The 12,008-nt window shown below is 68.6% G+C and carries 11 protein-coding genes and 1 pseudogene; 6 read left to right on the plus strand and 6 right to left on the minus strand.

Annotated elements, in window-relative coordinates; genetic code table 11:
• Nucleotides 1-88 precede the first annotated feature (88 nt).
• From ACPYN7_RS17575 to ACPYN7_RS17590, 4 genes are all read left to right on the plus strand, one after another.
• Complete coding sequence (locus tag ACPYN7_RS17575) at nt 89-883, plus strand: cytochrome c oxidase assembly protein (protein ID WP_284563947.1); 795 nt, start codon at nt 89-91, stop codon at nt 881-883.
• Between the two features lie 51 nt (nt 884-934).
• Nucleotides 935-1,150 carry a hypothetical protein gene (locus ACPYN7_RS17580; RefSeq protein WP_101851583.1) on the plus strand — a complete coding sequence of 72 codons (216 nt, stop codon included), beginning with the start codon at nt 935-937 and terminating at the stop codon, nt 1,148-1,150.
• Between the two features lie 401 nt (nt 1,151-1,551).
• Complete coding sequence (locus ACPYN7_RS17585) at nt 1,552-2,268, plus strand: response regulator transcription factor (RefSeq protein WP_101851582.1); 717 nt, start codon at nt 1,552-1,554, stop codon at nt 2,266-2,268.
• Nucleotides 2,265-3,407 (plus strand): sensor histidine kinase, encoded by a 1,143-nt coding sequence (locus ACPYN7_RS17590; protein ID WP_257879653.1) that lies wholly within the window; start codon nt 2,265-2,267, stop codon nt 3,405-3,407. The genes ACPYN7_RS17585 and ACPYN7_RS17590 overlap by 4 nt, the downstream gene beginning before the upstream one ends.
• 106 nt (nt 3,408-3,513) lie before the next feature.
• On the opposite strand, the gene ACPYN7_RS17595 is transcribed toward ACPYN7_RS17590, so the two are convergent.
• On the minus strand, nt 3,514-4,743 hold the full coding sequence (locus tag ACPYN7_RS17595; protein ID WP_424348509.1) for a heparan-alpha-glucosaminide N-acetyltransferase domain-containing protein: 1,230 nt from the start codon (nt 4,741-4,743) through the stop codon (nt 3,514-3,516).
• Nucleotides 4,744-5,129: 386 nt separating this feature from the next.
• On the opposite strand from ACPYN7_RS17595, the gene ACPYN7_RS17600 reads away from it, so the two are divergent.
• On the plus strand, nt 5,130-5,489 hold the full coding sequence (locus ACPYN7_RS17600; RefSeq protein WP_101851579.1) for a hypothetical protein: 360 nt from the start codon (nt 5,130-5,132) through the stop codon (nt 5,487-5,489).
• Between the two features lie 131 nt (nt 5,490-5,620).
• Here ACPYN7_RS17600 and ACPYN7_RS17605 read toward each other — a convergent pair whose 3' ends face one another.
• Both ACPYN7_RS17605 and ACPYN7_RS17610 read right to left on the minus strand, forming a co-directional pair.
• Nucleotides 5,621-6,922, minus strand: coding sequence for a heparan-alpha-glucosaminide N-acetyltransferase domain-containing protein (locus tag ACPYN7_RS17605; protein WP_101851578.1), 1,302 nt, complete (start codon nt 6,920-6,922; stop codon nt 5,621-5,623).
• 425 nt (nt 6,923-7,347) lie between these two features.
• On the minus strand, nt 7,348-7,902 hold the full coding sequence (locus ACPYN7_RS17610) for an AAA family ATPase (RefSeq protein WP_101851577.1): 555 nt from the start codon (nt 7,900-7,902) through the stop codon (nt 7,348-7,350).
• 178 nt (nt 7,903-8,080) lie between these two features.
• On the opposite strand from ACPYN7_RS17610, the pseudogene ACPYN7_RS17615 reads away from it, so the two are divergent.
• Nucleotides 8,081-8,727, plus strand: a pseudogene (locus tag ACPYN7_RS17615) (sensor histidine kinase).
• An 80-nt stretch (nt 8,728-8,807) separates the two neighbouring features.
• Here the strand turns inward: ACPYN7_RS17615 and ACPYN7_RS17620 are convergent.
• The 3 genes from ACPYN7_RS17620 to ACPYN7_RS17630 all read right to left on the minus strand — a co-directional run bounded on the left by ACPYN7_RS17620 (nt 8,808) and on the right by ACPYN7_RS17630 (nt 11,914).
• On the minus strand, nt 8,808-10,037 hold the full coding sequence (locus ACPYN7_RS17620; protein ID WP_257879651.1) for a heparan-alpha-glucosaminide N-acetyltransferase domain-containing protein: 1,230 nt from the start codon (nt 10,035-10,037) through the stop codon (nt 8,808-8,810).
• 421 nt (nt 10,038-10,458) lie between these two features.
• Nucleotides 10,459-10,848, minus strand: coding sequence for a heavy metal-responsive transcriptional regulator (locus tag ACPYN7_RS17625; RefSeq protein WP_284563944.1), 390 nt, complete (start codon nt 10,846-10,848; stop codon nt 10,459-10,461).
• Between the two features lie 118 nt (nt 10,849-10,966).
• The gene (locus tag ACPYN7_RS17630; RefSeq protein ID WP_424348510.1) at nt 10,967-11,914 is read right to left on the minus strand and encodes an FAD-dependent oxidoreductase; all 948 of its coding nucleotides are present in this window, start codon (nt 11,912-11,914) and stop codon (nt 10,967-10,969) included.
• Nucleotides 11,915-12,008 lie beyond the last annotated feature (94 nt).

A 12,008-nucleotide genomic window follows, 5' to 3' on the forward strand; every position in this document is an offset into this window, starting at 1 on the left:
GACCGCTGCGTCCGCTACGCTCCCGGAAGCGGCATAACCGAAACGACACCGTGTCCAAGACCCGGGGTCAAGACCCACGATAACCGCGATGAGTCACGACCACGGCATGTTCGGTTGGGCTTTGTTCGGATATCTCGCAGCCCTGGTGCTAGGCCTGGGCGCGGTGGTCTACGCCGCGGGATGGTGGGCATCCCGGCACCGGGGGCGGTGGCCGATCCACCGCACCGTGCTGTGGTACACCGGACTCTTCTGCGCCGGGGCCGGGCTGGTGGGTCCAATTGCTGAAGCCGCCCGCACGAGCTTTTCCGCCCACATGGTCGGGCACCTGCTATTGGGCATGGTCGCGCCACTGTGTCTGGTGCTCAGTGCCCCGGTCACCCTTGCTCTGCGGGCGTTGCCTGTGGTTCATGCCCGCGCGCTCTCCCGGGTCCTGCGCACCGTTCTCGTGCGTGGGCTGACCCATCCGATGGTCGCGGTGGTGCTCAACGTCGGGGGCCTGTGGGCGCTTTACACCACCGACCTGTACGGCTTGATGCACACCTCGGTGTGGCTGTATGCGCTCGTCCACGCCCACGTCTTCCTGGCCGGCTATCTTTTCACCGCCGCGATGGTGGGGATTGACCCGAACCCGCACCGGAGCTCCTTCGCCCTGCGGACCGCAGCGCTCATTGGGTTTCTCACAGCCCATTCGATCTTGGCCAAGTGGCTTTACGGTCACCCGCCCGCCGGCGTTGACTTCGCCGACGCGCGGATCGGGGCGCAGATCATGTATTACGGTGGGGATGCCGTGGACGTCACCTTGATCGTTGTTTTCTGCGCCCAGTGGTACACCGCCACCCGCCCCCGTGGAATACCCCTGACAGACACCCATGCATCGCGCTGAGTACACACCCGGCGCCAGCGTCCGTCCAGATCCCTAGGGGAGAATACGTCCATGGAGTACTTCGCGGCTGTGCTGCCGTCCATCTGCATCGGCGTCATCTTCTGGCTGATCATGCGTTCGATTTTCCGTGGCGACCGCACCGAGCGCGCCGTTGAATCCGCTTCCCAGGACGACGCAGCACGCTGGTACGAGGACCTCAAGCAACGCGAGGGCGACGCCCTCTCCTTCCGTCCGCCCTCCGTCGCCGACAACGAGCCCACGCGCTGACCCCGGGTCATCATGTGAGCGGGGGCTGGCGGCTGATCGCCTCAGGTGATGGGAAACGCGTCCCCCGCGACGGGGCTGTGGCCCACCCCGTGACATGCCCGTCGACGGGGCGACCTACGCATCACGGACCCGTAAGCCAGGACGGCCTCAGATCGTCGGTTGCGGCAGCTCCCGGATCCGCTGATACAGACCGCCCGTTGCATCCTCGGGTTGTGAAGACGGCGGAGAAGCCGTGACGGTTCATGGTGCGGGAGATCGTCAACCACACCGACCACCAGCTCACCGGTGAACCCGTCCACGACTGGCCCACCCGCACCGCCGGTCCCGCCCGGGCGGCACGGCCACCCGGGACACCGAGGTTCACAGCACTCACAGCACAGCGATCAGGACAGGGAGGACATATGACGGATCCGCTCACCGGGCGTGTTCTGGTGGTCGACGACGAGGTCGACCTGGCGGAGCTGGTCGCGGAATATCTGCGCAAGGCCGGCCTGGAGGTCGCGGTGCGCCACGACGGCACGGAGGCGGTGGTCGCGGTGCGGGACTTCGCCCCGGACGTGCTCGTGCTCGACCTCGGGCTGCCGGGGATCGACGGGATCGAGGTGTGCCGTCAGGTGCGGACCTTCTCGGACTGTCACGTGCTGATGCTCACCGCCCGCGACGACGAGGTCGACAAGATCGTGGGCCTGTCGGTGGGAGCCGACGACTACGTGACCAAGCCGTTCAGCCCGCGCGAACTCGTGGCGCGGGTCCAGGCCATGCTGCGCCGGGCCCGCACCCGCCCCGTGCCGGTGCCCTCGGAGCCGGCCGGGCAGGGGTTGGTGATCGGGGACCTGGTGGTGGACGAGGCCGCCCGCCAGGTGCACCTGGGCGGGGCACCGGTGGCGCTGACCCGGATCGAGTTCGACCTGCTGGCCGCCCTGGCCGCCCACCCGCAGCTGGTGCTCTCGCGCCGGCAGCTGGTGGAGATGGTGTGGGACACGCACTGGACCGGGGACGCGCACCTGGTGGACGTGCACATCGGGCGGATCCGCAAGAAGCTCGGCGACGAGGTCACGAGCCCCCGGTTCATCCACACCATCCGCGGGGTCGGCTACCGGATGGGCACGGGGCGATGAGCCCCACCGTCTCCGACCGCACCCGGCGCTGGTCCTGGAGCCCGTTGACGGTGCGGTTGATGCTGGCCCAGACCGCGGTGCTGGCCATCGGGCTGATCATCGTGGTGATCACTGCAGTGCTGGTCGGGCCGCGCATGTTCTACCACGAGCTCGTCGAGTCCGGTCACGCCGATGAGGCCCTCGGACTGGTGCACCTGGAGGACGCCTTCCGCTCGGTGAGTCTCACGGCCCTGGCCATCGGCGGGTTGCCGGCGCTCTACATCGCCGGGATGCTCACCTTCTACCTCTATCGCACGATCGGGCGGTCCCTGGCCTCCTTCAGCACCGCCGCCGGTGAGGTGGCCGCGGGCAACTACGATGTGCGCGTCACCTCCACCAAGCTGGGCCCGGAGTTCGACGCCCTGGCCTCCTCTTTCAATGAGATGGCGGCCAAGCTCGCCGCCGTGGACACCACCCGCCGACAGATGCTGGCCGATCTGGCGCATGAGATGCGCACCCCGCTGGCCAGCCTCAAAGGCCACCTGGAGGGCATCGAGGACGGGGTGGTCGAACTCGACGAGCACACCACCGGCATCCTCCACGCCCAGATCACCCGCCTGGAGCGACTGGCCCGCGACATCCGCCAGCTCACCACCGCCGAAGAGGGTATGACGCGGCTGCAGCTCACGCCCCAGGACCCGCAGCACCTGGCGGCCCAGGCGGTCGCGGCCATCGAGCCCGACGCCCTGGGTAAGGGCGTGTCGATCACCTCGCTGAGCACCGGCATGGAGGTCACGCCAGTGCCGCTGGACCCGGAGCGGATGGGCCAGGTGCTGAGCAACCTGCTGGAGAACGCCCTGCGGCACACCCCACCGGGGGGCACCATCACCCTGCACACCGATCACGCCCCGGAGGCGGTCACCTACACGGTGACCGATTCCGGGGAAGGCATCAGCGAGGAGGCCCTCCCGCACGTCTTCGAACGCTTCTACCGTGCGAATACCGGCCGGGAAGCCCACCGCGGCGGCTCGGGGCTGGGGCTGGCGATCAGCAAGGCCCTGGTCGAGGCCCAGGGCGGGACCCTGGAGGCCGCCAGTGCCGGCCCCGGGCGCGGGGCCAGCTTCCGCATCCACCTGCCTCGCCACCGGCCCACCGACTGAGCCCCAGCGCACGCGGAGCTGAGGTTCGAGAACGACTGCGGGCCGTGCCCGCCACCAAAGCTTCGAGGCCTGGTGGCGGGCACGGCCCGCAGGGGTGCAGAGGCACCTACCTGCGCGAGGTCCCGGTGGTCCCGCCGAGCACGAGCCGGCGGGTGCCTTTCACGCTGAGGCTGACGAACCGTTCCAGCGGGCCCTGGCCCAGGGCGCGGTACCAGGCGACCGCGAACAAGGCCGCCAGCGCCACGTGGATCAGGAACCACAGGTACGGCTGGTCGTAGTGGATCTCGAAGGACAGGCCCACCAGGTGGGCGGTGTAGAGGGTCAGGGTCATTGCGCCCATCGCTGCCAGCGGCAGCAGCCAGGCCTCGGCCTTGCGGGCGATCAGCAACAGGGCCCCGAGCACGGTCAGGCCCACGCCCAGGCTCGCCGCGATCGCCAGCGGGGTGTTGGTGTGCGGGGTGGCGATCGCCAGCCACCACACCGTGGAGGTCGGCAGCGAGTCCGGTCCCCACACCAGCACTTCCTCCAGCTCGTGCTCGCCCATCGCAGAGGCGTCCAGCAGCCGCTGGTAGCCGCCGAAGGCGTAGAGCAGGAAGTAGGAGGTGGCCTGAGCAAAGATCGCCATTCCGACACCGATGACCAGCAGCCGGATCTGGACCTCCTGCTTGCGCAGGTTCAACCGGCCCAGTCCCATTCCGACCAGCAGATAAGTCATGTACGGCAGGGCCGGGTAGGTCCCGGTCAGCAGCAGCTGGGAGGCCGTGGCCCCCGGCTCCGTGAGGACGGTGCTGAGGGTGGGGTTGTTGTTGCTCCAGGCGGGCAGCTGATCGAGCAGGCCCTGCATCAGCAGCGGGGACACGATCCCGAAGACCGCCGCACAGACGAACAGCGCCTTCGGGCCGGCGTGCAGGAACGGGATCGCCAGCAGGAAGAACACCCCGTAGTAGATCAGGATGTTGTCCGCCGGGGCGTCTTCGGGCATCAGCGTCCCGATCCACAGACCGACTGCGGCGATGAGCACTGCCCGTACCAGCAGCCCGATCCGGTCAGCGGTCATCGTCGCACCCTCGTGCGGGTGGCGCCCACCGGAGGTCAGCGCCAGACCGACCCCGGCCAACAGGGCGAACAGTGCCGCGGAGTCCCCGGAGAACAAACGCCAGGACCAGCTGGCTTCCCCGGTCTCCTCGTTCCAGGCCGGCAGCAGGTGAATGGCCATCAACCCGATCAGCGCCAACCCCCGGGCCGCGTCGATCCCCACCAGCCGGCGTGTGGGCCGTATCAGTGCATCGTCCAGTCCCGCTGGATCGGTTCTCTCCGCTCGCGACATCGCGCTCATGACTCCCCCTGATCGAGCCAGCCCTTCCAGGGCCAGCGAAGCGTGCGGCCCGCAGGACCGCGTCCACGGCCCCGGGGCACCCGGAGCTGATCTATCTTCAGCATGTCCGCCACGTTTGGCGCTGACCTCGCGGAATCCTCAAGATTCCGTGAAGACTTCGACGGGCTCTTACCCCGGGCGAGCCCTCACCCGGCCACGGGCCCGTCTGGCGACGCCCGGGGCCCGCACAGCATCGCTCTGGCGCGTCACAGTCGCCGCGAAAGCATTCTCAGGATGGCAAGGGTTTGCGCCGTGCGCCTTCCGGTTCCCCGGATGGGACCACGCGGCGCCTGTTGCACCCGTGGAGCAGCCCGTTCCTGACAGGGCCGTTCGGGGTTGGGGGACCAATGAGCGAGACCACCATGGGCCGGACCACCAGTGGCGGAGCTTACCGGTGGGCGGTCGAGGCCTCCGTGAGGACCACCTACCGGATGGACGAGCCCGTGATCGCGGCGGTGAGGGCCTCCATCGCCTCCTGTCACGGTGTGGCCCGATGCACGGGCGCCCCCGGGGTGTCCGTGCGGATACTGCTGGAGGCCGAGAGCTGCGCCGCCGCCTACAGCACGGCCCTGGTGCTGCTGGCGCGGACGGTGCTGCCGTTGCTGGAAGGATCCACGCTGATGGATCTGAACGTCACCACTGACGAGACGCCACCTGAGCATATCGTCCTGCCCGTCCCAATCGCTGTCGTGGGAACGGTTCATTGATTCTTGCCCCGGACCGCAGCCGCCCAGTCGAGGAGATCCCCGGTCTCGCACCGTCAGTGTCGGTCGACCCGGTGACTGTCTCCGCACCAGCCACCTGAGCACACGACCAAGGTCTGGGTGCGGAACCGGTCTCAGGCCTGTCGATGTCTGCCCAGCACGAGCCGGCGGACGATGCGCACGATCCCGGCGACGACCCGCTCGAGGGGGCCTTGCCCGAACACCTTGTGCCAGATCAGGGCAAAGACCAGGGCCACCCCCATGTGGATCAGGAACCACATGGGCTGGTCGTAGTGCAGCTGCGCGGACAGGCCCAGCAGATGGGCGGAGTACACGGTCAGCGTCATCGAGCCCATCGCCGACAGCGGCAGCAACCAGTTTCCCGCCCCGCGGGCCAGCAGCAGGAACAGACCCAGCACCGCTATCGCCGAGCCCAGACCCAGCAGCAGGGCCAGCGGGGTGTTGGTGTAGGGACCGGCGATGGCCAGCCACCACCAGGTGGTCGTGGGCAGAGCAGGATCGGGACCGAAGTTGATGATGTCATCGATCAGCTCTTCGTCCAGAGCCGGGGTGTGGGCCAGGAGCTGGTCGTAGCCCCCGGCCTGGAGAATCAGCACCCAGTAGGCGAACCACGCCGTCACCGCCAGGATCACTCCCAGCGACAGCAACGTCGTCTGGATCCCGACGTCGGCCAGATCCAGCCGCCCGATCGCCACCCCGGCCAGCAGATAGGCCAGGTACGGCAGGGCGGGGAAGGTCCCGGTCAACACCAGCTGGGCGGTAGTGGCCCCGGGATTGCCGACCAGGTCAGTCAGTGCTGGGTTGTACCGCTCGACGGCCGGCAGGACGTCGCGCAACAGGTACATGAGCACCGGACCGGCCAGAGCGAAGAACCCCGCCCAAGTGAACAACGCCCGCGCGGACAGAGACAGGAACGGGACCGCCAGCAGGAAGATGACCCCGTAGTAGACCAGGATGTTTACCGCCGGGACCTCGGCAAGGCTGTCTCCTGGGATGACTTCGTTGATCACCAACCCCAGACCCGCGATCAACAATGCGCGCACCACCACCCCCACCCGGTCCGCCGTCATCGCCCGCCCAGTGTGCGGGCTCTGCCCGCCGGTGCTGAAGGCCAGACCCACCCCGGTCAGCAGGGCGAACAGCGCCGCGGAGCGGCCGGCGAAGACCGTCCACTGCGCGGTGGGCTCGAAGGAAACCGGGTCCCAGGACGGCATGATGTGGATGGAGATCATTCCGATCAGCGCCAGCCCGCGGGCGGCGTCGATCCCGATCAGGCGCTGCTTGCGTGCCCCGGTGTCCGCGGTGCTTGCACCGCTCGCCGCAGCAGGTTCTGCCCCAGTGCGGGAAGTGGACCATCGTGGACTGTTCTGTGTCCACGGGGCGCTGCGCGCCGGGCGTCCTTGGAAATCCGTCATGACGAGCTACCCCCTGTGCTGCACTGGCGGGCCCCCTGCCCGCCGGACCGGGCCCCAACGCCCGGTACAGGATTTACTTGAGCAAGGGCGGGTATAGCTGAAGTATTCGTTTTCTAAGATCTGCCTGTGAAGGCTGGTTCGGCTGACGAGAGCGAGTCGTGCGGCGGGGACCAGACATGGACGGCCCTTCCGAGACCTTGCCCGAACTCCTCAGGACGGATGGTGCGGTAGCGAGCTTCACGGGCCCTCGTGCGTGCGGGCCACCGCCACCACATCGCGGCGGAACTCCTCAGGACAGGGCCTGGGCACGGGGTCGTCCTGACCGTAAGAACGGATCCTCACAAGTAAAAGGAGTCGGGGAACCCGGGGCAGTCCCTACCGTGGCGCCCTCTTCCCCTAAAGACCAGTCTGGGGTTGCAGGGTCATCACAGGCCGGTGAGTCTGGTAAGCCGGGCGAGAACCGCCTCGGGCGCACCGATGGCGTCCACGACGGCCCAGCCCCGAGCACCGGCGAACTCCAGATAGGCCGTCCGGGCCGCGCGCAGATACTCCAGCGACTCGTCGTCCTGCCCGCGATCGAGAATCCGTGCATGGGCGGTCTCGGTCGGGACGTCGAGAACCACCACGACGACGCCGTCCAGCACCATCACCGCCAACCACGGCAGGACCCGGCCCGACGGCAGACCCCGGACCCGCCGCAGCACCAGCTGGCACACCAGGTGTCGATCCATCACCACCAGACCGTCCCGACCCGCGGCACGGACCTGGGAGACCAGGACGTTGGCGGTGCGCACCACGGTCTCGAACCGGTCCGCCCACCGCACCGGCACCTCCACCCCAACGCGCGCCGAGGTGCGTGCCAGCCAGCGGCGACCGGACCGGTTGCGCAGCACGATCGCCTCCCGCCCCGCCCCCTGCTCCGCCGCCACCAGCGCCGAGGCTGTCGTCGTCTTCCCGGCCCCGTCGATGCCCAGCAGCACGACGGTCCGGGCCCGGCGCGCTGGCAGGCTCCCGGGCCGCCGCGCTCGAGGCGCCCCAGCGGCAGGGCGCCTGCGGCGCCCCTTCATCGGGATGTTCCTGATGCTGCTGAACGGGACACTGCTCCGCCTTTCCGGCTGTTAGGGGCTTCGCTTACCTTGTGCCGATCTGGCCCACGAGATGCGCACCCCGCTGATCAGCCTTAAAGGACACCTGGAGGGTATCGAGGACGGGGTCGTGACCCTGGACGAGCGGACCGCGGCGATCCTGCACGCCCAGATCACCCGGCTGCAACGCCTAGCCCGCGGCACCCGCGCCCTGACCCGGGCCGAAGAGGGCATGACCCACCTCCAGCCCACCGCCCAGGACCCTGCGCAGCCGGTCACCGAGGCGATCGAGACCATCGCTCAGGCCGCGGCAGGCAAAAACATCACGGTGACCAGCACCGGCCTGCCCGCCGCCCCGGTGCAGATCGATCGGGAGCGGATGCGCCAGGTGCTGGGCAACCTGCTGGAGAACGCACTGCGCCACACCCCATCGGGAGAGACCATCACCGTGCGCACCGACCACACCTCCGAGGCGCTCACGATCACGGTCCCCGACACCGGAGAAGGCATCCCCCAGCCAGCCTGCCCCACATCTTCGAACGCTTCTACCGCGCCAACACCGGCCGGGAAGCCCACCGGGGCGGCTCGGGTCTGGGTCTGGCCATCAGTAAGGCCCTGGCCGAGGCCCAGGGCGGGACCCTGAAGACCCCGGAGCTGGGCGCGGAGCCGGCTTCTGGATCCGCCTGCCCCGATACCAACCCGCGAACTGACCGGAGCTAACAGCTCCGGGCCGCGCCCGCCACCGAGGAATCCACCTGCTGTGGCTGGCACGGCGCGTGAGAGTCTGCCTCGACTGTTGCTCACATCCGGTGGAGCCAGTAGGGGCGGTGGAGCACGGTGCGGCGGGTCGTTTCCACGCTGGTGCTCAGCACCCGCTCCAGCGGTCCCTGACCCAGTGCTCGTTGCCAGGCCACCGCGAGCAGTGCCGCGACCACCACGTGGATGACGTACCACAGGTAGGGCTGGTCGTAGGGAGCCTGGAAGGACAGCGCCAGCAGGTGGACGGTGTACAGGGTCAGGGCCATCGCGCCCATCGCCGACAGCGGCAGCAACCATGCCCTGAACTGTTGGGAGACCAGCAGGAAGCTACCCAGCACCAGCAGTCCCACGCCCAGGCTGGCCGCAGTCTCCCACAGAGGGCTGGTGTGCGGGGTAGTGATCGCCAGCCACCAAGTCGTGTCGGTGGGCAAGGAACCCGGGCCCCACACCAGCACCTCGGCTAGCTCGTCCTCGCTCACCCCACCGGTGGTCAGCGACCGGTCATACCCGCCGAAGGCATAGGACACGAAGACGGAGGTGGTCTGGGCAAAAATCACCAGTCCCGCTCCCACCGTCAGCAGCCGACCCTGAATCCCCGTGTCGCGCAGGTGCACCCGCCCCAGGCCCAGTCCGACCAGCAGATAGGTCATGTACGGCAGGGCCGAGTAGGTGCCGGTGAGCAACAGCTGGGAGATCGTCCCCGCAGGCTCGTCCACCACCTCGGCGAAGGTGGGGTTGGAAAAGGTGTATGCGGGAAGGATTTCTGCCAGGCCCTGCATCAGCAGCGGACCCACGATCCAAGAGACCGCCGCGCAAACGAATAACACCGTCGCGGACAGGTGCAGGAACGGGATCGCCAGCAGGAGGAACACCGCGTAATAGATCAAGAGGTTGTCCGCCGGGGCGTCTGCGGGCAGCAGCGCCCCGATCCCCAGACCCACCACGGCGATCAGCACCGCCCGCACGGCCACCCCCACCCGATCGGCGGCCAACCACCTGCCGGCGTGCGGGAACCGCCCCCCGCAACCGAGTGCCAGTCCCACCCCGGCCAGCAGGGCGAACAGTGCCACCACATCCCCCGAAGACATGAGGTGCGACCAGGTCGATTCCTGGGTCGCATCGTCATACTCGGGCAGGACCTGCATCGAGATCAGCCCGATCAGCGCCAGCCCGCGGGCCGCGTCGATGCTGACCAACCACCACGCGGGCCTGCAGGCACCGCCCGTGGCACCCGCCAGAGCAGGTTCTTCCGTTCTGGACGTCCAGCTCATGGGTCCCCCAATTTCCCGGGCCCACCCCGGCACCCCAGGGTCCAGAGTCGAGCCGTATCTGAGGTCCCAACACTCCCGGGACCATCCCAGACTCAGGATCTCTGCTGCACCTGGCGCTCCAGTTGAGCAATCCTCAAGATTCCATAAAGTCCCGCGAGCCCCACCGTGCACGTAGGTCTCCCCCCATGTGTGCGGACGGACACGATAGGGCGGCTGTGGCTACGCTGAGTTGAGCCCCCGAGGGGTCGGCAGAGGCGAGATCAAACTGCGGAGCTGGCGGCAATACCGGTGGCTGCGGTGGATGCAGGGCCCCCGTTGCCATGGCTACTGCTGACTTTGGCCGAGGTTGCCTCGGTGGTTCCCGGATTCACCGCTGTGTTCGCGCGTCTGGGCGTCCGCGGAGACCGCATCAATGGTGGCCTCAGAGGTAGCTGCAGATCTGCTCGGCATCGCACTGGGCGGGATCCCCCCGGACTGCGACCTGGTAGTACTCGGCCACGGAGGCTCGCAGGGCGGTGAGCTCAGCGATGTGCTGATCGAGGCGGGCCAGTTGCTGGGCCAGCTGGCCGGCCACGTGGGCGCAGGGAGCCTGCCCGGCGTCGCGGACCCGCAGGATCTCGCGGATCTCGGCCAGGGCGAGCCCGGCGATCTTGCTGCGGCGGATGAACTCCAGTCGGGCGAGGGTCTCTGGTGGATAGTCGCGGTACCCGTTGGGACAGCGTTGGGCCGGGGGGAGCAGTCCTTGCTGTTCGTAGAACCGCAGGGCTTTGGTGGTCATGCCGGCGGCCGCGGCCACTTCACCGATCCGCACGGTGCACCCCGATCCTGAACTGGTCCTTGGCCTTCCACGGTAGAGGAAGGTGCTGGTGCAGGGTACTGCCTGACCCTTGCGCGACGGTGACGACTCCGTCCCCGGGAGTCCCCGGGGGTCACCCGGGTTCGGTGCGGGAGCGGTCGGCCTCCACGGCTTGCCAGGTCTTGCGTGCGGCGATCAGCACCGGATCCCACACCGGGGAAAAGGGTGGGGCGTAGGACAGGTCGATGTTCAGCAGCTCCTCCACCGGCGTTTCGTGCCACAGGGCGACTGCGAGCACGTCGATGCGCTTGGCCGCGCCTTCCTCCCCGACGATCTGAGCTCCCAGCAGCCGGCCAGTGCCGCGTTCGGCGATGAGCTTGGTACGGATCGGTTTGGCCCCGGGGTAGTAGCCGGCCCGGGTGGTGGAATCAACCACCGCGGTGACCGGATCGAACCCGGCCGCCTGCGCCTCGGACTCCCCGAGGCCGGTGCGTCCGACTTCGATGTCGCAGATCTTGGTCACGGCCGTACCCAGCACCCCGGGGAAGGTGGCGTAGCCGCCGCCGATGTTGATCCCGGCGGTGCGGCCCTCCTTGTTCGCGTGCGTGCCCAGCGGCAGCGTGACGTGGCGGCGAGAAACACGGTGGAACTTCTCCACGCAGTCCCCTCCGGCCCACACCCCTTCGATCCCGGTGCGCAGCCGGCGGTCCACCGCGATCGCCCCCGTCTCCCCCAGCGGAATCCCCGCCTGGGCGGCCAGGGCCGTGTTCGGTTCCACCCCCAGGCCCAGGATCACCAGATCGGTCGGGATGGTGGCCTGATCAGTCACCACCGCGGTGACCGTCCCGTGACGGGTCCCGAAGCCGGTGACCGTCTCCTCCATCCGCACCTCCATCCCGAAGCCCTCCATCGCGGAGGCGATGAGCATTCCCATGTCCGGATCCAGGCCCGGCAGCGGGGCCGGAGGACGCCCGATCACGGTGATATCCACGCCCCAGGCGCTCAGCGCCTCGGCCAGCTCCAGGCCGATGTACCCGGCCCCGACGACCACCGCCCGGCCCGGCCGGTCCCGCTCCAGCACCGCCCGCAGTGCCAGGCCTGGGGTTGACCCCGTTTCGTGGACATCGAGTTATGCGGCTTCTGCCGCGGGGTTCATGAGCTGGTGCTCGAAGGCT

The sequence above is a fragment of the Kocuria sp. CH-021 genome, from assembly GCF_049716185.1.
GTDB classification, from domain to species: Bacteria; Actinomycetota; Actinomycetes; order Actinomycetales; family Micrococcaceae; genus Kocuria; species Kocuria cellulosilytica.